The sequence below is a fragment of the Sphingorhabdus lutea genome (assembly GCF_001889025.1).
Lineage (GTDB): Bacteria > Pseudomonadota > Alphaproteobacteria > Sphingomonadales > Sphingomonadaceae > Sphingorhabdus_B > Sphingorhabdus_B lutea.
This window is the reverse complement of record NZ_CP018154.1, coordinates 577,880-598,899: the sequence shown is the minus strand read 5'-3', so window position 1 is coordinate 598,899 and position 21,020 is coordinate 577,880. Positions and strand designations below refer to the sequence as shown.

Below are 21,020 nucleotides of genomic sequence, written 5' to 3'. Positions count from 1 at the left end.
GGCATAGTGGCCGGATTAATTTCCGGCCAGTAATGCCGCCAATGTTGTGCCCAATTCTGATGGACTTGGCGATACGCGGATGCCGGCTGCTTCCATAGCGGCGATTTTATCTTCTGCGCCGCCTTGACCGCCAGAAACAATCGCGCCCGCATGGCCCATACGACGTCCTGGAGGTGCAGTGCGCCCCGCAATAAAGCCAACCATAGGTTTGCTGCGACCTTTTTTCGCTTCATCGGCGATAAATTGCGCAGCTTCTTCCTCTGCACTGCCGCCAATTTCACCAATCATGATGATGGATTTTGTCTCTTCATCGGCAAGGAATAATTCCAAAACGTCAATAAAGTTGGTGCCATTTACCGGATCACCACCAATGCCAACAGCTGTGGTTTGGCCAAGGCCAACAGCAGTTGTTTGATGCACTGCCTCATAGGTTAAAGTGCCAGAACGTGACACAACGCCAACACTGCCTTTTTTGAAAATGCTGCCGGGCATAATGCCGATTTTGCATTCATCGGGGGTCAACACACCAGGGCAATTTGGCCCGATAAGGCGGGATTTTGATCCTTCTAATTTGCGCTTCACCTCAACCATGTCCAATACAGGAACACCTTCGGTAATGGCGACAATCAATTCCATTTCGGCTTCAATCGCCTCAATAATTGATGCAGCGGTAAATTTGGGCGGCACATAAATAACCGATGCAGTTGCGCCTGTGGCGTCTTTTGCCTCTGCCATTGTGTTAAAATTGGGCAGCCCCAAATGCGTCGTGCCGCCCTTACCTGGGGTAACACCTGCCACCATTTTGGTACCATAGGCCAAAGCCTGTTCGGTATGGAATGTGCCGGTTTTACCGGTCATGCCTTGGGTAATAACTTTGGTATCTTTGTTAATTAAAATGCTCATAATAAATCCTTAATTCGGGTAGTGATAATTGCGTGGCAATTATGCCAAGCTTTCATCCAAAGCCTTACAGGCGACCAATAACTCCTTCACCGCATCAACCGAGATTTGGAAACCAGCCTTTGCCGCTTCATTCAATTCAATTTCGACAATACGGTCAACGCCCTTTGCGCCAATAACAATCGGCACACCAACATATAGGTCATCTACGCCATATTGGCCGGTCAAATGGGCCGCACATGGGAATAAACGTTTTTGATCTTTTAAATAGCTTTCGGCCATCGCAATTGCCGAAGTAGCAGGCGCATAATATGCACTGCCATTGCCAAGAAGCTGAACAATTTCACCGCCGCCGCTGCGCGTGCGGGCAACAATCGCGTCCATTTTCTCCTGTGTTGACCAACCCATTTTAATAAGGTCAGGAACAGGAATGCCCGCAACGGTAGAATATTCAAGCACAGGAACCATAGTATCACCATGACCACCCAGCACAAATGCCGTGACATCCTTTACCGACACATCAAATTCTTCGGCCAAGAAATGGCGGAAACGCGCACTATCCAATACGCCCGCCATACCAACAACCATATTATGCGACAGGCCAGAAAATTCACGAAGCGCCCATACCATTGCGTCCAATGGATTTGTGATGCAAATAACAAATGCATTTGGCGCGTGCGCCTTAATCCCTTCGCCCACTGCCTTCATCACTTTTAAGTTAATGCCCAATAAATCATCGCGGCTCATACCAGGCTTACGCGGCACACCAGCGGTAACGATTACAACATCCGCACCTGCAATATCGGCATAATCTTTTGTGCCTTTTAATTTTGCATCAAAACCTTCAACCGGTGCAGCCTGCGCCAAATCAAGCGCCTTGCCAGAAGGCATGCCCTCTGCAATGTCGAACAATACAACATCGCCCATTTCCTTGGCCGCCGCCAAATGCGCCAATGTTCCGCCAATCATGCCCGCGCCGATTAGCGCAATTTTATTCCGTGCCATATTGATATTGCTCCTAAGCTACAAAGAGAAAAATATATTCATCTTAGGCGTTAGTCGCTTTTTATATAAAAGACAACAGCTTTTGCCGTAAATATGCCTTTGTTATTGCAATTGATTTGCAATATCTTTAATCGAGCTACTTATCGCTGATTTGGCGCATTTCATCGCCCAAATTTTCCGACATGCCATGGCCCAATTTCAAATAATCATTGCTTTGCATTTCAGCCAGCCGTGAAACCGTGCGATCAAATTCGAATCTGCCATCACCTACAGGATATAGATTCTCTGGCTGTGCGTCTGCGCTGGCCAATAATTTGACACGATATTCATATAATGCATCAATTAAGGTAACGAAACGCGCCGCTTCATTGCGGTTTTCTGGGCCAAGAACGGGGATGCCGACCAATATTACCGTGTGGAAATGACGCGCAATTGCCAAATAATCGGCCGCGCCATTGGCGGCTGCGCATAATTTTTTGAATGAAAAAACCGCCACCCCTTTTAAGGCGCGAGGAATAAATAATGTTCTGCTTTTTGAAACATGCAATTCCATGCTTGGCACATGCTCGCTATCTTGCGGCGGGAAATCGGTCAGCTTGAAAAATGTCTCGCTCAGCGCCTTGGTCGCTGCATCTCCATTGGGGCAATGCCATAAAGCCGCATCGCCCAGCCTTTGGCGGCGATAATCATTCACCCCATTTAACGGCAAAATATCCAATTTATCCTTTAACAATGTGATAAAGGGCAAAAATAATTCACGGTTCAGCCCATTTTTATATAAATCATCGGGCGCACGGTTCGATGTGGTGATAATGGTAACGCCCTGTTCAATCAAACCGGCAAATAAACGCGACATAATCGCCGCATCGGCCATATTATTAACCACCATTTCATCAAAGCATAAAAGCCGGGTTTCCTCCGCCAATAATTTTACAACGGGCGCAATGGGGTCCCCAGCCTCCTTTTCCCTCTCGACGCGCAATCGGGAATGAATATCAATCATAAATTCATGAAAATGCGCGCGCCTTTTGCGAATAATATCCACATTATCGAAAAATAAATCCATTAACATGGATTTGCCGCGCCCAACACCGCCCCACATATATAAACCACGCACCGGTTCGGGTTTACGCCCCAATGCCCGCCAAATAATGCTGCCGCGCGGGGGAACAGCCTCCAACGCTGTGCAAATATCATTCAGCGCATCAATAGCCATTTTTTGATCGCGATCTGCCTTTAACTGGCCGCTGTCCAATAATTTTTGATATTGAATTTTCAAATCCGCCATTTATGCTGGATCCGTCCAAATTGCTTTGGTCTTTTTAATAATGCCGGAAAAACTGGCCACCAAATAAGTTAATTTATCTTCATCAATTTCGCCATTGCCAACCGCTGCGTCTTCATCACTTTGCACAATTGTGCCGCGAATGAAAATCATGCGTCCAGTTTCGCGCATTATTTCCACCTTGGCAAATAAATCGCGGTCCAATTTACCCGCGCCAATAAATATTGTTTGCAAATCAACGGTCAGCGACGGTCCTTCGCGCCCCACGCGATATATGGCGCAACCTGCGAATAAGGCGACATCAATAAAGCCAAGCAATGCGCCGCCATGCACCATATTGCCCAAATTGCTATGTTCGATTCGCGGCGTCATGCGGACCAAGGCAATGCCATCTTGGCCCATTTTAATGCGAATAGGGGCCAAAAATTGGTTATAGCGGTCCTTATCCACCATATCCCAACTATACCAGCCCGGCTCTGCGGCGACTTTATGGCTTAAAAAATGGGGCTCATCGCCGGATTGTTCCAATTCGCCTTCCTCTACGAAAAGATGAATAGCACAGACAGATTATATCTGGCGCTCCACCATCATTTTTTTGGTTTCTGCGATTGCCTTTGCCGGGTTCAACCCCTTGGGACAGGCATTGGAACAATTCATAATCGTGTGGCAACGATATAGGCGATATGGATCTTCCAACTCATCCAAACGCTCACCTGTCATTTCATCGCGGCTATCGGCAAGCCAGCGATATGCCTGTAGCAAAATTGCAGGACCAAGGAATTTATCACTATTCCACCAATAGCTAGGGCAGCTGGTGGAACAACAGGCGCATAAAATGCATTCATATAAACCATCTAACTTTGCCCGATCTTCGGGGGTTTGCAGGCGTTCCTTATCCGATGGTTCGGGGGTAACGGTTTGCAACCATGGCTTTATCGATGAATATTGCGCATAAAAATGGGTGAAATCAGGGACCAGATCCTTAATAACCTCCATATGTGGTAAGGGGGTAATTTGAACCTCACCCTTGCAATCTTCAATCGCGGTGGTGCAGGCAAGGCCATTTTTGCCATTTATATTCATGGAGCATGAACCGCAAATACCCTCGCGGCAGGAACGACGAAATGTCAAAGACGGGTCTTGCTCGCTTTTCATTTTGATAAGCGCGTCAAGGACCATCGGGCCGCATTCATCAAGATTTAATTCAAAATTATCATAGCGAGGATTTTCGCCGCTATCAGGATCATAACGATATATTTTAAAGGACTTTACATTGCCCCCTTCATTTTTGGCACCAGCATCATGGGTAATACCCTTTTTAATTTTGCTATTTTTCGGAAGGAGGAATTCTGCCATTTTTGCTACCTTTAAGATTCAAAAAAATATGGTCGTTCAGCCATAATACAGCTTCGTTTAAACATAAAAAAAATTATTCTCAACCCAAACAATCATTGGAATTACATAATCACGCCTTAAATAATATAAATATAGTGATATAATAAGGTGTAATTTAGGCCATATGCGCCAATGATTGACCTTTGCGGCGGCTTAAGGCAAAGGGACGCAAAATCATTATATACTTATTATCGGCATATATTATGCCAAATAGACTGGAAAAAGCACGCGCATGTATCAACAAGAATTGGCAAAAAGCGGACATAAATTATTTATCATTCGCGGCACATATATTTATACAGTAATTATTTTGGGCGCTATTATCGCCTATTGCAGCGGGAAATATGGCCCATTTGAAAGCGAAGCTGCCAATATGGCATGGTTATGGGTTTCATTTGGCATTGCGGCGGGTGCGGCCATTTGGCGTTTCATCATTGGCGGATATGCCGCGCTTGGCACATCAGGCAATGCAAAAAAAGAAGCCGAAGCAGCGGAATTAAACACCACTGGACCATATTCGGTAGTGCGTAATCCATTATATGTTGGCCGTATCATGAATTTTACCGGCATTGCGATGTTAAGCGGATCATGGGAATTTGGCGCATTGGTATTTTTAATATCCGTTTTAATTTACGAACGAATCAGTTTTTACGAAGAAGAATTTCTTATCACCAAATTTGGCGATGCGCATAAGGCATGGGCCGCCAGAATCCCAGCATTATTACCGCGCCTGACCGGATGGGTGAAACCAAAATATCCCTTTTGGTGGCGCAGGGCGATTCGCCGCGAATATAAAAAATTCTTTCAATTGGCCAGCGCGGTGGTGTTGTTTGATTTTGCACGAAATGGATTTGAATTTCCGGAAAATTTGACTTTATATTATATATTTGCAGTCTGTGTTATATTGCGGGTGGTGCTTGGCGCGGCGCGGCAATTTGGCAAGGCATTTGACGGCATTAGTTAATGGCACAAGAAAACGCATCCGATCTGGCACCGCTCATCGCTGTTGTGGGCTGTGATGGATCGGGCAAATCAACCCTTTCTGCCGACCTATTATCATGGATTCAGGCACAGCGTCCGGCGCAAAGCACATATTTGGGCCTGCGTTCCGGTGTCATGGGCAATAAGATAAAGGCATGGCCGATTATTGGGCCATCCTTTGAAAAATTATTATCCAAAAAGGCAAAACAGGCCCGGACCAAGGGCGCAAAAATTCCTGGTGTAGCGACGGCATTGGTCATTTATATTTTTTCAAAAATTCGCGCACGCCGCTTTGCCAAAATGATCGCTTTGCGTAAATCGGGCATGTTGGTGGTGACCGACCGCTACCCCCAATTGGAGGTTCCAGGATTTTATGATGGGCCGGGCCTGTCCGCGGCAAGGGCCGAAGGCGCAATGGTCAGCTGGCTATCCAAAAATGAATTGGCCATTTATACCGAAATGGCGTCTTATATCCCCAATCTTGTCATAAGATTGAATATTGATGTGAAAACCGCCTTTGCCCGCAAACCAGATCATAAAATCGAATCATTAAAGGCAAAGGTCGCCGCGACCCCGCAATTAACATTTAATAATGCGCCGATTGTCGATCTGTCTTCATTGGAACCTTATGACCAAATGTTGGCAAAGGCAAAGGCGGCGGTCATGGCCCATATTGACGGTCTGACGCCATAATCGCCTCTACCTGAATTAAATCGGCGGGTTTATCGACATCGATACATGCCTCGGCAATATTGATGGGCGCCAATGCCGCGCGAAGCCCGAAACGGCGCCCCGCCTTTGCAATTGCCTGTCCCATTGTCCAAAAACGCGCCGCCGCGCCAATCATTAAAAATGGGCCAAAGGCGGCAATAATCGCCAGCCCTTTTTTGCGTTTTTGTTCTACATCCTGCCAAAATGATAAAAGCGGCTGCATAGCGGCGGGCTTTTCAATCCAGAATAAATTTGCGCCCGACCATGCCCCGCCGCGCAATTTTATCCATGTGCGCTTTGCATCTGGATATTTTGCCATCATTGTGCGTTTTTCGACCATGCCCACGGCCAAATCATTACCCTTTGCCGATTGTAAAAATTCATCCAATATCATGTCGTTAATCAACACATTATCACCAGTTAATATCAATATGGGCGATGATAATTGGCTGCCGTTTAAAATATCGGCGATAGAGCTGCTAATCCCATCATTGCTGATGCACATTTGCGCCTTTGGATGGGTTAATAGGGGCTTTAGCTGTGGATGTTGTAACAACTCCCTAAAATCTTGGGCCAAAATACAAAGCTTGCGGCATTGCGGGTGCGATAAAATATGGCGCAGCGGCCATGAAAGCATGGGCCGGCCATGCACCATGACCAATGATTTTAAGCTAACATTGGCGGCATGCGCCAATGGGTCAATTTCGGGGCGTGATCCGGCCAATAAAATGGCATCAAATTGCGGTATCATTTCCATTTATTGCGCCTTTTTTCTGTCCATTATTTTCTGTTTATAAATGCGGCCATATCGTCAAGGACAGCGCCCTTGCCCCGAAAGGGCAACGCAATGGCCATGATGATTTCATAATGATCCATTTGGGGATAAATTTTCACCTCTGCCTTTGCGCCTTTTTCTTGTAACGCAGCGGCCAGCGACTTGCTGTTTCGTGGGCTGACCAATTTATCATTATCCCCGCTTAATAACAACATAGGCGGGGCATCGGCGCGCGTATAATTTATTGGCTGGGTTTCGGCTGGCTTTGGCCAATGGCCCATCGCATTTTTGGCCGAATCCGAAGTAAAGGGGTAAAAATCATATGGCCCTGCAATCCCTATGACGCCGCGAATATAAGTAATATCGCCCATATATTTTGGATCCAATATAGCAAGCATGGATAAATGCGCACCTGCGCTATGTCCTGAAATGGTGATATTATCGGGATCTCCGCCATATTTCGCGATATGTTGCCGCGTCCATTTAATGGCGGCTGCGCTGTCATTTACAAAATCGGGAAATTGAACATCGGGATATTTGCGATAATCGGCAATCACCGTCATTATGCCATATTTGGCAAATGCGCGGGCGATATAGGCATATCCCTCCCGCTCCCCATGATACCAGCTGCCTCCATGGAAAAATATCAATACCGGTTTTTTATCAAAATTATCTTGTCCATTGACGCGCACTTTCGCATCCGCAATTTGATAAATATCCAATTTTTGGCGCGAATCATCGCCATAATTTATTGTTTGCACCGATTTAATCATGCCCAATTCTGCGGGCCATGCCTTGTCGGCCATATTTAACTTCATTGGGCCGGATAAAGTGTAAAACCATATACCAACGCCCACGGCAATAATGGCAAGCAACAAAAAGATATTTTTTATCATGCGCCCTTATGACGGCGCTCTATCCCGCAATCAAGAGCGTATCGGACTATTTCTTTGCTTTAATGGCGGGTTTAATAATGATTGCCAATTTTTTCGTGCAGCTGATTTTTCAATTTATTCAATGCTGCCTTTTTAATCTGGCAAATACGCGCCGAACCCACACCCATGATGGTGCCAATTTCTTCCAACCCATATTCATCAACAAAATAAAGCTGCAAAATTTGAGCTTCCCTTGGTTTTAATCCGCCAATAAGGCTGGCCAATATTTGTTGCAATTGCTTTTTTTCCAGCAGCTCAAAACTATCCAGCTCATCATCAACAAAATCGGAATTTTTTTCATGATAAATATCATCGATGGAGGACATGTCGGCGGGTTGGCTTTCCCATTCCATTTGATGATAGCTGGCGGCATCCATATTCATTTCGGCGGCCATTTCGTCGCTGGTGATGGAACGGAAACGTTGTTGTTCCAATTCATTGCGGCATTTTAACAAGGCACGTCTTTTTGCAATGGCTGATCGGCTGATGGTCGAAGTTTTACGTAAATTATCCATCATGGCGCCGCGCACCCGCATCCGAGCATAGGCAGGAAATTGCGGGCCAATATCGGCGCCTGTTTTTAATGTTTCAAATAATGCCAATATACCAATTTGTTCCAAATCGTCAAAATCATGCATATTTCCCGATTGTCGCTGCACCTGATTGGCAATGCGCCGGACCAAGGGGCGATATTGGGCGATTATAACTTCAATTTCTTTATTATTTAAATTGGTGGAATTTATTACCTGTCCCTCTTTATGGGATGTTTGAACATCCTGTTTCCGGGTCATGGTTTCTAATTGGCTTTGGTCCCTCACTTGCTGGTCCTTTTCATCTTGTTATCATCAACAGTGAAAAAGCACAGCCTGTGCCAATTATAAAAAATCTATATATTACCGATATTTATGCGAGATTTTTTGATGCCGCGTAATAAAATTATAATTGGAAAAATGCAAAGCGTCAAAATTATGACACCAAATCCTTTTGGATAAGGATGCCGGCAATTTTATCTGCATCAATCTGATAATCGCCGTTCAAAATAGCCTCGCGTACCTTCATCAACTCATCATATTTTGCGTCATTGTCGGATGCTGGTTCATTTTTCATTTTTACGCCTGCCTCTGGGCCTTTATTTGTTAGTGGCACTGCTCCTAATGCTGATTTATCATCGCAGGGAGTGTAAGGACGTTGTGCAGATATTATTTCCATATGGGGATAACGGCATTCTTATCGGCAAATTTATATATTTTTATCAAAAATTGCCCAATTATTTATGCATGATGAAAATTATTACATCCAAATTGGATATGTATAATCATGTAAAATGCCTACCCCTCTGGGCTTTATAAAAATAAAGCTCCAATATGGATATATTATTCCCCTTATCTGCTGAGGGGGTTAAAATCATTTAATCTTTTGTTTACTTCAATTGGCGATTTTAATGGCGTAAGTTCATTAAATTACATGCTTTTTTATCGCATGTGCTGCGGATGGTTGCTATGGTAAATGTAAATAATTATGATATGGAACAGGAATATATTTCCTCCATTATTGGCAATTCTTTACCAGCAAAGCGTCTGCGTCATATCATTGAACAGGTCGCGCAAAGCGATGCCCCCATATTGATAAATGGCCCATCGGGCACAGGCAAAGAATTGGTCGCGGCAGAAATTCATAAAAGAAGCAGCCGCCATCATGCCGAATTGGTTAAGATAAATTGCGGGGCCATTCCTTCTGAATTGATGGAGAGTGAGCTGTTCGGACACAGAAAAGGTTCATTTACAGGCGCCATTGACAATCAAATTGGGCGTTTTAAGCAAGCGGATAAAGGCAGCCTATTTTTAGATGAAATTGGCGAAATGTCACCCGCGCTTCAGGTGAAATTATTAAGAGTGTTGGAAGATGGCAGGATACGGCCCATTGGCGCAGCATCCGAAATTGAAACCGATGCGCGGATTATATCAGCAACCAATATTGATATTGACTGTGCAATTGAAAAGGGCGGATTAAGAGCGGATCTTTTTTACCGTTTGGGCGTGGTGGTTATTGATGTGCCGACATTAAAAGAACGCGCACAGGATATTGGTTTATTGGTTGAACATTTTCAAAAGAAACATCCCAAATCGCGCCGATTTACCCTGTCAATCGAGGCGGAAAAATTGTTAAAAAGCTATGACTGGCCCGGCAATATTCGTGAATTGCGCAATTTTGTGGAGCGGGCGCAGATTTTCCATTCAGGTGAAATATTGGATGAATTTAGCGCATCAGAGCTTATCGTGCAAAAACCACGTAAAAAACCGGATAATCAACCAAATCAATCCGCACCAACTTTTAAACCCTTTGTTCAAGAAGAATTTAACAATATCGATATGGATGAAGATGCCGGCGAACCGGTCAATCTTCGTGAATTGGTTGAGGAATTGGAACAGCAACGTATTCAACAGGCATTGAATAATTGTGAAGGGGTGATTGCAGAGGCGGCAAGGATGTTGTCATTAAAACGCACCACTTTGGTGGAAAAAATGCGCCGATATGATTTGCAAATTGCCTAAATTATTTTTGCATTATGCCTGATATTTTGGGCGAAAATAAATGAAATTTTATATTTAATCCACCGCCAATTTATTTGCGGTTAAAATCAATTGATCCAACAGGCCAGCATCATTTTTCTGTCCAATGATGCGCAGATTAACCGCCATGGATTGATAAATTTGGATCAATAAATCGCTGCTCGCATCGCTGCTCATCTCCATATGCGCGATCAACGCGGTAAGCACCGCCTGTCCACGTGCCAGATGATTGTCGCGCCATTGTTCACGCCATGCTTTTTGGGTTGGATGACTTCCCATTTTTATCAGGGTCAAAATATGGTTCAACTCATCATGCAAAATTTCCGACGCAGCATGGGGCTCTAACCCCTTTAACAGGGCAGAAAGTTCCAACGCATGGCGATGATGTCTGCCTGCCATGGCGTGACTTGGTCGATATTCCTTTGGTAAGGCCATGCTTATTATGTCCATTTATTTTCGCAATAATTTAAGGCAAAATCCAATATCTGATCCGCCGGCTTCAATTATTTAAACGGCACTGCTTCATTTTTGTTTAACTAAGCGCTTTGCAATTTTGCCAATGGGCCTTATTTAACGATTATGTCGATTTTTAAAGATGTCACCACACCAACAAACGCCATTGCCGATTTATGGCATTATTTACGTGTGCGCCGTCAATATAAACCTTTATTATTTTTTATGGCATGTTTGCCGCCGGGAATATTGCTTTTTGCCTTGCATATTGATGCAAAGGAAAAATCACTGCCTCCCCCGCCAGAGGTAATATATTTTAAAAACTGGACGCTTGAACGCTCACGTGAAGAAATTTTGGCCGATTATAAAATCAATGCTGAAAAGGCACGAATCGCTGCGGAAAAAAGAAAAGAGACGTTTAAGGCGATTGGCCGCGCTTCGGGAATGGATGTGGAACGGATAGAGGCAGAGGCACTTGCGGAGAAAGCCGCAGATGAAAAGGCCGCCGCCGAAAAAGCTGCAAAAGAAAAAAAGCAGCCTGAACCAAAACAGGCCGAGATAGTGAATGGTAAAAATCCATCCTCTGGGTCAAAATAATGTCGGATGCACATCAGCATCATAAATATATGCGTGCGGCAATATCACTGGGCCATCGAGGACAGGGGATAAGCCATCCCAACCCCAATGTCGGGGCTATTATTGTTAAAGATAATATCATTATTGGGCGCGGTTATACAATGGCGGGCGGGCGCCCCCATGCCGAGGCAATGGCATTGGCACAGGCGGGCGAAGCAGCCAAGGGCGCAACATTATATAGCACATTAGAACCATGCACGCATGAAAGCCCGCGCGGCCCAAATTGCTGTTCCTTAATTATAAATAGCGGGATAAAGCGGCTTATCTGCGGCGCGGTTGACCCCGATTACAGGATGCGTGGCAAGGGACTGGAACGATTGAGCCAGCATGATATAGAGATTATATCCCCGATATTAGAGGATGAAAGCCGCGCTTCTATGGCCGGATTTTTATCCCAACAGGAAAAGGGACGCCCCTTTATCACCTTAAAATTGGCCATGTCGATTGATGGGGCAATTGCCCGTGATAATGGACAAAGCAAATGGATAACGGGCGATGCAGCCCGCCGCCATGTTCATGCCCTGCGCGCGCGGCATGATGCTATTTTAATTGGCGCGGGCACATTTCGTGCGGACGCCCCTGCTTTGGATGTTCGGTTAATGGGGTTGCACGACCGCGCGCCACGTAAAATTATCATGGGCAAAAATGCGCCCGATGGTTGGGGACATATTTGTGCCCCCAATGATGTAAATTTACTGCCCGATAATTGGTTATTATTGGAAGGCGGCGGAGAATGTGCGGCATCATTTTTGCAAAATGACCTTGTCGATAGGATAATGATTTACCGCGCTCCGATTATCATGGGGTCGCGCCAATTATCCATTGGCGATATGGGATTGTCCGATTTGGCCGATGCGCATGGCCGGTGGCGAATGGCCGGTCAATATATGCTTGGCAATGATCGGTTGGAAATATATGACCGCATGGCCGAACATTTGGTATAATCTGGATAAAGAGAAATAATTATGTTTACCGGTATCATCACCGACATTGGAACAATAAATAAAATGACAAAGATGGGTGACACGCATGTGACCATAAATTGTCATCAAGATATGGATAATGTCACCATCGGCGCGTCCATTGCCTGTTCCGGTGTTTGCTTAACCGTGGTGGAAAAGGGGATTGATGATAATGGCCCATATTTTTCCGTTGATGTGTCGGATGAAACCATAAATTGCACCAGCTCGGCCATGTGGCATGTTGGGGCAAAGTTAAATTTGGAACGCGCGCTTTGCGTGGGGGATGAATTGGGCGGTCATATTGTTACCGGCCATGTTGACGGCGTGGGACGCATTACCAAAATTGAAAATATAGGTGGTTCTTTAGGGGTTACCGTGAAAATGCCCGATGAGCTTGCCCCCTATGTCGCGGCAAAGGGGTCGATTACAGTGGATGGCATATCATTGACGGTGAACCGTGTAATGGACGCGCAGGATGGGCATTATTTCATGCTTAACATCATCCCACATACAGCCGAAGTAACCAGCTTTGCCGATATTAAAGAGGGGCAAGAAGTTAATTTGGAGATTGATGTACTCGCCCGATATTTAAAGCGCATGGAGGATTTGCGAAGCTAAATCCGACCACAAAGAAAACTGGATTTGCGAAGCTAAATCCGACCACAAAGAAAACTGGATTTTCGAAGCTAAATACGGGCCAAAAGAAAACTGGATTTGCGGGGATAATATTAACAGGCTTATTCTCTCCCGCCTATTATTCACGCGCCTAACACACGTCACTCCCTTAGCTCTGTCGTCATTCCCGCGAAAGCGGGAATCCAGTTCAATAACTGCAAACGAAAATTATATTGTTCATAAGCTAATGGATCCCCATTTTCATGGGGATGACGGGTTCGTCGTAACTTGTGTCACTTAAATTATTAACGTCATTCCTGCTCCAAATAGAAAGCAGTAAAATATTAACATCATTACAATAGCATCACTTCTTCGTCATTCCCGCGAAAGTGGGAATTCACATCAACCCTATGCTAACTTATCGAAAAACCGGTCTGAAAATTAAAATGGCAGCCAGCGCTGTTTTTTGGAAAAACGTAAATATCCGGCATTCACGCCCAATCTTACCCCCACACCCATTCTGATGGGGATAAGGACGATGTCGCCCTTGCGAACATAGCTTGCGTTAAACCCGCCAACCAAATATGCCGCACCCTCCCCAGCGGGAAATCTTTTATACACATCTTCTGTATCATATAAATTATATACTAAAATAAAGGTGCTGCCCGCATTTGCCCCAGCGTCAAAACCAATAGATGGTCCGGTCCAATATATGGGCCGTTCGCCCTCTATTTTATGGTGCAAAGTGCCCGAACCATAACGCACACCGAAAATAAATGCGCCGCCGCCCTCACGCCCGACAATATATGCATTGGGTTGCCCCTGCTTTTTCAAAATATCTTCAATTAACTTGGCCAGCCCCTCTGCGCCCTTGCCAAATACACCCTCGGCAGCCCCGATTAAATCATCATTTTGGTAATTTTGATCAGGATCGGTCGTGGTTGATGCCGGTGCATCGCCAAAATCCGGGCCGGTCTGGCTGCCATCGCCCTGTCCTTCTTGGCTATTTTGTGGGTCATTATTTTGCGCGCTATTTTCCTGCGTATCATTTTGTGCCGCATTGCCACTTTGCCCATCAACTGGCGGAGGCAGGTCACTATTATACACATCATTTGGATCAATGGAGGCGACTTGCGCCAAAATTGGCGCGCTGCTCATGCCAAGGGCTATAGCCGCGATAATTGCGCATTTTTTGCTCAAATTGCGAAAAATATTTTTTGCCATAGTCACTCATCCTTTGAAATAATTCGGGCTTTGCTTACAGCTAATAAGATTAACCATCAATTTATTAACGCCGCTAGAACCAATATATAGGCATAGGCCGCGCGGGTAAAGCTGGGCAAGAAAATCGCGGTCATATGACTCGATATTGCGCCCAAATGAGTGAAAAATGGTGATTTTCGGTATAATTTTATAAAAAAAGCAAATTATTTGCATATTTGGGCAATAGACGGATTGCAGCGAAGCGATTGGCCCGCTATAGGCGCTGTTACTGCACCGCATCAACGCGATATTGGACACGTGGGTGAGCGGCTGAAACCACCTCCCTGCTAAGGAGGCAAGGGCCTCACGGTCCTTCGAGGGTTCGAATCCCTCCGTGTCCGCCATTTACCTGCTAAATAAACCATTTTATATCATAAGCCTCACTTTGTGGACAATGTGAGGGCAACGGACTATCAGATGCACGGGTAAAGGGAGCAAAACCACAGGATAAAGACTATAAACTGATTAATGGTGATGGCCTGCGATTAAATCTTACCGCCTACTTTCTTATATTTTATTACAAAGTCTGAAACTTTTTGGAATACAATATTCTTTTTTGTCATATATTCTGGATTGAGGGGACTCATTTTCGGAAGAATCTCGTTCAGATCGTTACCGTTATCGCTAGCATATTCTCGCTTTAGTGAACTGTTGATATAGCGCCGGGCTGTCTCTAAATTAAGACCTTCAGCCTTTACCAGATCTTCGAACTCCCTCTGTCGTTCACCTTGTGCAAAAGTATAAAAGCTTTCTATTATATCTTCTTTAGCTTTAATCTCCGCTAGATTTGTCTGATTGATGAAATCTACGAGTAAACCTTCCTTGGCTCTATGCTCCAGACTTGCCCGAATTAAGCGGCGAGCCTCTTCGATCAGATCTTTTTTATTGGTCGTGCCGGAATTCTTTTCGTGCAGCAGCACCAAAATATAATCGAGACTGATCTCCTGTGATTTTAAAAGATCAACTTCAAATACAATATCTTCCCAATCGCGTATAATCTCCTCATTAGCATTAGATTCCCTCTGGTTTCTCAACCAATCGCGAATATCATTATATGTTGATTTATAGTCCTGAATTACTCGCTCATTTGGCAATTTTACCGACGAAAAGTCCGCAACCTGCTCATCGTTCAAATGGTGCTTAGCTTTGAACGCCTCCACAGCATTTATGTCGCTCTGATTGACATTCTGGAACGCCTTCAAAGCGACAAATTCGTCAAAATTCTGAAGCACATTTTCTGCCCTCAAATATTCACCAAAGAGTCTCGCAAAATCCCTTTTATCAGCTTCCTTCTCAATTTGGCTTGGATCAGGAAAGCGTTCGCCCAGTTCGGCAATAATGGTCTTTAGCCCTCTACTTGCCGTTCCAGACGCGATATCTGAAAAGCCCTCCATATATTCCTTGAAGCTCTTTTCCAATATTATATTCTTTGTGTTGCTGTCGCCAAATAGCTTGATTGCCTCGATGGTCGCTTGCTCAAGATCACGAAATGCCACGATGTTGCCGAACGTCTTGGTCGCGTCGAAAATGCGATTGGTTCGTGAATACGCCTGAATAAGCCCATGATAACGCAAATTTTTGTCAACAAAAAGTGTGTTGAGCGAAGGCGCGTCAAATCCAGTCAAGAACATACCCACAACTATCAAAAGGTCGACTTCTTTCGACTTCACCCGATTGGCAAGGTCACGATAGTAATTTTGAAAACCGTTACTGTCCGTGCTAAAGTTACTGCCAAAAATTAAATTATAGTCGCGGATTACCGCGTTCAGAAACTCTTTAGCACTGCTATCCATAGCAGACACATCAAAGCTTTCATCGCCGATTTCGCCAATGGCGCTCTGCTCTTCATTGGCAGCGAATGAAAAGATTGTCGCGATTTTAAGTGGTTTGTCGCGGCCCTTCTGTAGCTTGTTCAATGTCTCATAATATAGCTTTGCTGCATCCACACTGCTGACGGCGAACATCGCATTAAATCCCTTGTCACCATGGCTCAAACGATGCGTCTTTTGTCGATAATTGTTCAGGATATATTGCGAAATTTCCTTAATTCGTTCAGGATGCAACAGGGCCTTTTTATTTTCAGGCGCGCTTAACTTCGCCTCATCCTGCTCTTTCTCTATGTCACGAAATTTCGGGCGAACATCGTTATAATCGACCTTGAATTTCAAAACCTTCTCATCACGGATCGCATTGGTGATGACATATGAATGCAGCTCGCTGCCAAAAACGCTCGCCGTTGTTTCACAGCCCGATGCGTTCTTTGGAAAGATTGGCGTGCCGGTAAAGCCGAACTGGTAAAACCGTTTGAATTTCCTTTTCAGGTTCTTTTGCGCTTCGCCAAACTGGCTCCGGTGACATTCGTCGAAAATGAAAACCACCTGTTCGTCATAAACGGGCAAGTCGCCTTCGCTCTTCATCAAATTGTTGAGCTTCTGTATCGTGGTGACGATAATTTTCTTATCCGTCATCCCCATATTGCGTTTCAACGCCGCCGTATTTGTCGAACCGTTCACGCTATTGGGCGAGAATTTCTGATATTCCTTCAGCGTCTGAAAATCGAGGTCTTTGCGATCAACCACAAAGAACACCCGGTCGATGAAATCCAGTTCCGTCGCCAGCCGCGCGGCCTTAAAACTGGTCAGCGTTTTGCCTGATCCGGTGGTGTGCCAAATGAACCCGCCGCTTTCCGGCTTGCTCCAATGCTTGGCATTGTAGGAACTTTTGATCTTCCAAAGGATACGCTCGGTTGCCGCGATCTGATAGGGGCGCATCACCAGCAGCGTGTTGCTCACATCAAATACCGAATAATGCAGCAGGACGTTTAGCAGCGTATGCTTTTGCAGGAATGTCGCGGTAAAGTCCTTCAGGTCTTTGATCAGCCCGTTATCCGCCTTCGCCCAGTTCATGGTAAAGTCGAAGCTGTTCTTGTCGCGCTTGGTCGTGTTGGCGAAATAGCGCGTGTCGGTGCCGTTGGAGATGATGAAGAGCTGAACGAACTTGTAGAGCGAAGCCTCGCTGTTAAAGCTTTCCTTGCTATAACGGTGGATTTGGTTAAACGCCTCGCGGATTGCCACACCGCGCTTCTTCAGCTCGATCTGCACCAGCGGCAGGCCGTTGACAAGGATCGTCACATCATAACGGTTGAGATGTGTTCCCGTCTGCTCAAACTGTTTGATGACTTGCACCTTGTTGCGGGCAATATTGCCCTTGTCGAACAGGTAGATATTCTGGACACGGCCATCGTCGAAAACGAAATCGTGAATGTAATCGTCATGCACCTTGCGGGTCTTGTCGATAATCCCGTCGCTGGGATTGTTGAGATAGGTGGCGACAAAGCGCGCCCATTCATCATCTGTGAAGGTCACATGATTAAGCTCTTCCAGCTGCACACGCACATTTGCCAGCATGGTTTCGGGCGTGGTGAGCGCAGGCAAAAACTCATAACCCTGATTGGTCAGGTCCTTGATCAGTTCGCGCTCTAACCCATCCTCGCTCTGATAATGATCCGCCGCGGTCCAATCGCTGGTGTAATTGTCTAGGACGATGAAGTTTTTCGATTCCGCTATGGGCTTTGTTTGCTCGGTCATCAGGCCGCTGCCTTTGTGGTTTCGGCTGGTTTGGGCCCCGATTTATTGGGGAAGCTTAGGAGCAGGTCGCGATAATATTCATATTGCTTTTGCCGCAGCTCGATTTCGCGGGGCAGGCCGGTGCTGAGCGAGGTGGTGAGTGTGTCGAACTTGTCGAGGATGGATGCTGTTCGATCTTGGTCCTCGATTGGCGGCACAGGAATTTTGAGGCCCAGAAGCTTCCCAACAGCCAAGCCGGGCTGCGCTGACTTTGACTTGTATTGGTTAAGGTTCATGACCGTCAAATAATGATAGGCCCAATCAACGTTGATCACCTCGCTCGACGTGACAACGACAGCGTGCTCAGTCGCATAGAAAGGGCCTTTTACTCGCTGGACATTGCCACATAGCGCGCCCTGCCTACCAATCAGCAGATAGTCGCCGTCATGGCTTTTGTTGCGAACAAAACCTCTAACGCCGTTACCGCCGAAGCATTTGAAGGGGTGGGTCTCGCTAGCTTGGCTTTCGATTTCAGCCGCTTTAATGTGGTGACCAGCGCGCATTTCAAAAACTTCACTAAGAGTCTTCCACTCAACCTCGCCATCCTCAAAGGTCAGGAGACTATCGCGATAGTGGTTATATTGTTTTTTGCGCATGGCAAGCTCGGCGGTCAGCTCGGCGGTCAGCTGGGTGAAGCTGTCCAAAATCCGCACAATCTCCCTTTGTATCGCCAGCGACTTCTCCGGCTCCTTCGGGCAAGGGATTGGGATCGACAGACCCTTCAGCCTTCCGGCGTTGAGCGCCGGAATCCCATCAAAGGTGCAAAGCGAATGTATCTCGGTCTGCATCTCAAGCAGTAGATGATACAAAAATCTGACGGCCAAGCTGGCGCCTGACTTCACACTGACAGAATAATTCAGGTTTCCGCGAAAGTACTTCCCTTCCTGCCAAGTGATGGAACCTACTCCAGCGCCCCTTGTAGTAACACCAATCGGATCGTTCTCGGTGTTCCACACATTAGCATAGCCAAGCGGCTTAACCCCGCTGTTGATGACTGGAAAATCTCCGGGGTTTTCGGCAATTAAATTCTTGCTGACCGATTGTCCCGCCTTGACGGTTGTCAATTCCCCCAGCGGCACCCACTCAACCTCAGCGCCATCGAGCAGCTTCTCAAGGAAGCCCAAATCGCTTAAGCGCGCCTCGCTCACGCCTCGATCTCCGCGACTATCGCATCAATGTCGCTGCGCAGCCGGTCAATCTTCGCAACAGTCGTTTTTAGCTCTGCATTGAGCTTGGCTATGTCCACCACCTCGCGGGTGTCTTTTGGCTCGACATAGGCGCTGACCGACAAATTATAATCCGCATCAATTACGCGCTGCTGGTCAACCGTCTCGGCAATGTGCGGCTCATTCGCCTTGCTGGCGAAAATCTCCAAAATGCGGGCAATGTGGGCATCGCTCATCTCATTGGTGTTGGTCTTCTTGGCGAAAAACTCCTCGCCGCTGGCATCGATAAACTGGATTTTCGAGTCACGCTTGTTCTTCGCCAGCACCAATATGTTGACCGCAATTGTGGTGCCGAAAAACAAATTGGGCGCAAGCGCGATCACGCTTTCCACCACATTGCTGTCGACCAGATGTTTGCGGATTTTCTGCTCTGCCCCGCCGCGATAGAAAATGCCGGGAAAGCAAACGATGGCCGCCCGCCCCTTGGGCGAAAGATAATGCAGCGCGTGCAGCACAAAGGCAAAGTCCGCCTTTGACTTTGGGGCCAGCACGCCAGCAGGCGCAAAGCGATCATCATTGATCAGCGTGGGATCTTCGTCCCCCTTCCACCGGACCGAATAAGGCGGATTTGAGACGATGGCATCAAAGGGCCGCTCATCAAGGAAGTGCGGCTGTTCCAGCGTATTGCCGTTTTGGATGTTGAACTTGTCATAATTAATATTGTGCAAGAACATATTCATGCGGGCAAGGTTGTAGGTGGTGTAGTTGATCTCTTGCCCGAAATAGCCGTCTTCGATGAAGTGATCGCCGCAATGCTTCTTGGCCTGCAACAGCAGCGAGCCTGATCCGGCGGCTGGATCGTAAATCTTGTTGACGCTGCTCTGCCCGTGCACGGCCAGTTGCGCGATCAGTTTGGAAACGTGCTCAGGGGTAAAGAACTCCCCGCCCGATTTGCCCGCATTGGCGGCGTAGTTGGAGATCAGATACTCATAGGCATCGCCAAACAGGTCGCCCTTGGCGTCTTCAAACTTGAGGGTCAGGCTCTCCACCCCTTTAAGAACCTTCGCCAGCCGCGCATTCTTGTCCTTCACCGTGTTGCCCAGCCGGTTGCTGGTGGTGTCAAAGTCAGAGAACAGGCCCTTAATGTCCTCTTCGGACGAATGCCCATTGGCGGATCCTTCGATGGCCTTGAATATCGCGGCTAAGTCAGTATTGAGGCTTTCGTTGTTATTGGCATGTTTTGCAACATTGGTGAACAGCTGGCTTGGCGCGATGAAGTAACCCTTGGTCTTGATCGCATCGACCTTCACCGCATCGGGAATGGCGCTGTCGGACATCGCCGCGTAGTTGACGCTATCGTCGCCCGCCTCAATATATGTCGTGAAATTCTCGCTGATAAAGCGATAAAAAAGTGCGCCAAGTACGAATTGCTTAAAATCCCATCCGTCAACCGCGCCCCTCACCTCATTGGCAATTGCCCAGATTTTACGGTGCAATTCGTCGCGTTGTTGATGCCCAGTCACTTTTTTTCTCTTTTCCAATATTTTAACACAGGGATATTCATTATTCTGAATAAAGGGTTAGTCAAGCTTCATCTATATTATGCCTGTGCGATATGGTAAAATATCATAGTGGATTTTGCCTTTGACTTTATTACTGCTTTATTACTGCTTTTTTACTAAATATTCCCCAATAAAAACGGCCCAATCTGGCGATATAAACCACCGGATTAGGCCGAAATA

20 protein-coding genes and 1 tRNA gene are annotated in these 21,020 nt (G+C 46.3%); 7 read left to right on the top strand and 14 right to left on the bottom strand.

Features of this window, described 5'->3' with window-relative positions; all coding sequences use genetic code 11:
• Window positions 1-15 precede the first annotated feature (15 nt).
• The 5 genes from sucD to LPB140_RS02920 form a co-directional block, all read right to left on the bottom strand.
• Complete coding sequence (sucD, locus tag LPB140_RS02940; RefSeq protein ID WP_072558600.1) at window positions 16-903, bottom strand: succinate--CoA ligase subunit alpha; 888 nt, start codon at window positions 901-903, stop codon at window positions 16-18.
• A gap of 39 nt (window positions 904-942) precedes the next feature.
• Window positions 943-1,905 carry a malate dehydrogenase gene (gene mdh, locus LPB140_RS02935; protein WP_072558599.1) on the bottom strand — a complete coding sequence of 321 codons (963 nt, stop codon included), beginning with the start codon at window positions 1,903-1,905 and terminating at the stop codon, window positions 943-945.
• Between the two features lie 136 nt (window positions 1,906-2,041).
• A complete protein-coding gene (gene zapE, locus LPB140_RS02930) occupies window positions 2,042-3,193 on the bottom strand; it encodes a cell division protein ZapE (RefSeq protein WP_072558598.1) in 1,152 nt (383 codons plus the stop codon).
• Window positions 3,194-3,718, bottom strand: a complete 525-nt coding sequence (locus tag LPB140_RS02925) for a PaaI family thioesterase (RefSeq protein WP_072558597.1) — start codon at window positions 3,716-3,718, stop codon at window positions 3,194-3,196.
• 39 nt (window positions 3,719-3,757) lie between these two features.
• The gene (locus LPB140_RS02920) at window positions 3,758-4,546 is read right to left on the bottom strand and encodes a succinate dehydrogenase iron-sulfur subunit (RefSeq protein WP_072558596.1); all 789 of its coding nucleotides are present in this window, start codon (window positions 4,544-4,546) and stop codon (window positions 3,758-3,760) included.
• A gap of 271 nt (window positions 4,547-4,817) precedes the next feature.
• On the opposite strand from LPB140_RS02920, the gene LPB140_RS02915 reads away from it, so the two are divergent.
• The gene (locus LPB140_RS02915) at window positions 4,818-5,549 is read left to right on the top strand and encodes a methyltransferase family protein (protein ID WP_072558595.1); all 732 of its coding nucleotides are present in this window, start codon (window positions 4,818-4,820) and stop codon (window positions 5,547-5,549) included.
• The gene (locus LPB140_RS02910; RefSeq protein WP_072558594.1) at window positions 5,549-6,259 is read left to right on the top strand and encodes a nucleoside/nucleotide kinase family protein; all 711 of its coding nucleotides are present in this window, start codon (window positions 5,549-5,551) and stop codon (window positions 6,257-6,259) included. Before LPB140_RS02915 ends, LPB140_RS02910 begins: the two co-directional genes overlap by 1 nt.
• Here LPB140_RS02910 and LPB140_RS02905 read toward each other — a convergent pair.
• The 4 genes from LPB140_RS02905 to LPB140_RS12425 all read right to left on the bottom strand — a co-directional run bounded on the left by LPB140_RS02905 (window position 6,228) and on the right by LPB140_RS12425 (window position 9,094).
• Window positions 6,228-7,034 carry an NTP transferase domain-containing protein gene (locus LPB140_RS02905; RefSeq protein WP_083549871.1) on the bottom strand — a complete coding sequence of 269 codons (807 nt, stop codon included), beginning with the start codon at window positions 7,032-7,034 and terminating at the stop codon, window positions 6,228-6,230. The two genes, LPB140_RS02910 and LPB140_RS02905, sit on opposite strands and share 32 nt — an antisense overlap.
• A gap of 23 nt (window positions 7,035-7,057) precedes the next feature.
• Window positions 7,058-7,948 carry an alpha/beta hydrolase gene (locus LPB140_RS02900; RefSeq protein WP_072558593.1) on the bottom strand — a complete coding sequence of 297 codons (891 nt, stop codon included), beginning with the start codon at window positions 7,946-7,948 and terminating at the stop codon, window positions 7,058-7,060.
• A gap of 71 nt (window positions 7,949-8,019) precedes the next feature.
• The gene (locus LPB140_RS02895) at window positions 8,020-8,778 is read right to left on the bottom strand and encodes a sigma-70 family RNA polymerase sigma factor (protein WP_072558592.1); all 759 of its coding nucleotides are present in this window, start codon (window positions 8,776-8,778) and stop codon (window positions 8,020-8,022) included.
• A 175-nt stretch (window positions 8,779-8,953) separates the two neighbouring features.
• Entirely contained in the window at window positions 8,954-9,094 is a 141-nt protein-coding gene (locus LPB140_RS12425; RefSeq protein WP_198024152.1) for a flagellar biosynthesis anti-sigma factor FlgM, read from the bottom strand.
• Between the two features lie 392 nt (window positions 9,095-9,486).
• Between LPB140_RS12425 and LPB140_RS02885 the strand changes: the two genes are divergently transcribed.
• Window positions 9,487-10,539: a sigma-54 interaction domain-containing protein gene (locus LPB140_RS02885; RefSeq protein ID WP_072558590.1), complete on the top strand. Its 1,053-nt coding sequence runs from the start codon at window positions 9,487-9,489 to the stop codon at window positions 10,537-10,539.
• 54 nt (window positions 10,540-10,593) lie between these two features.
• On the opposite strand, the gene LPB140_RS02880 is transcribed toward LPB140_RS02885, so the two are convergent.
• Window positions 10,594-10,956, bottom strand: coding sequence for a hypothetical protein (locus tag LPB140_RS02880; RefSeq protein ID WP_156874109.1), 363 nt, complete (start codon window positions 10,954-10,956; stop codon window positions 10,594-10,596).
• Between the two features lie 180 nt (window positions 10,957-11,136).
• On the opposite strand from LPB140_RS02880, the gene LPB140_RS02875 reads away from it, so the two are divergent.
• From LPB140_RS02875 to LPB140_RS02865, 3 genes are read left to right on the top strand one after another with little or no spacing between them, the layout of a single operon-like run.
• Window positions 11,137-11,607 carry a hypothetical protein gene (locus LPB140_RS02875; RefSeq protein ID WP_072558588.1) on the top strand — a complete coding sequence of 157 codons (471 nt, stop codon included), beginning with the start codon at window positions 11,137-11,139 and terminating at the stop codon, window positions 11,605-11,607.
• A complete protein-coding gene (gene ribD / locus LPB140_RS02870; RefSeq protein WP_232223441.1) occupies window positions 11,607-12,590 on the top strand; it encodes a bifunctional diaminohydroxyphosphoribosylaminopyrimidine deaminase/5-amino-6-(5-phosphoribosylamino)uracil reductase RibD in 984 nt (327 codons plus the stop codon). Before LPB140_RS02875 ends, ribD begins: the two co-directional genes overlap by 1 nt.
• Before the next feature lie 21 nt (window positions 12,591-12,611).
• Window positions 12,612-13,226: a riboflavin synthase gene (locus tag LPB140_RS02865; protein ID WP_072558587.1), complete on the top strand. Its 615-nt coding sequence runs from the start codon at window positions 12,612-12,614 to the stop codon at window positions 13,224-13,226.
• Between the two features lie 438 nt (window positions 13,227-13,664).
• On the opposite strand, the gene LPB140_RS02860 is transcribed toward LPB140_RS02865, so the two are convergent.
• A complete protein-coding gene (locus LPB140_RS02860; RefSeq protein ID WP_232223440.1) occupies window positions 13,665-14,381 on the bottom strand; it encodes a DUF1134 domain-containing protein in 717 nt (238 codons plus the stop codon).
• 357 nt (window positions 14,382-14,738) lie between these two features.
• Here LPB140_RS02860 and LPB140_RS02850 point away from each other — a divergent pair.
• Window positions 14,739-14,830: transfer RNA gene (locus LPB140_RS02850), tRNA-Ser, on the top strand.
• 141 nt (window positions 14,831-14,971) lie between these two features.
• Here LPB140_RS02850 and LPB140_RS02845 read toward each other — a convergent pair.
• Genes LPB140_RS02845 through LPB140_RS02835 form a run of 3 tightly spaced genes read right to left on the bottom strand, consistent with a single transcriptional unit; the run spans window position 14,972 to window position 20,801 of the window.
• Window positions 14,972-18,073: a type I restriction endonuclease subunit R gene (locus LPB140_RS02845; protein WP_072558584.1), complete on the bottom strand. Its 3,102-nt coding sequence runs from the start codon at window positions 18,071-18,073 to the stop codon at window positions 14,972-14,974.
• Window positions 18,073-19,260, bottom strand: a complete 1,188-nt coding sequence (locus LPB140_RS02840) for a restriction endonuclease subunit S (RefSeq protein WP_072558583.1) — start codon at window positions 19,258-19,260, stop codon at window positions 18,073-18,075. The genes LPB140_RS02845 and LPB140_RS02840 overlap by 1 nt, the downstream gene beginning before the upstream one ends.
• The gene (locus LPB140_RS02835; RefSeq protein ID WP_072560207.1) at window positions 19,257-20,801 is read right to left on the bottom strand and encodes a type I restriction-modification system subunit M; all 1,545 of its coding nucleotides are present in this window, start codon (window positions 20,799-20,801) and stop codon (window positions 19,257-19,259) included. The genes LPB140_RS02840 and LPB140_RS02835 overlap by 4 nt, the downstream gene beginning before the upstream one ends.
• Window positions 20,802-21,020: the final 219 nt, after the last annotated feature.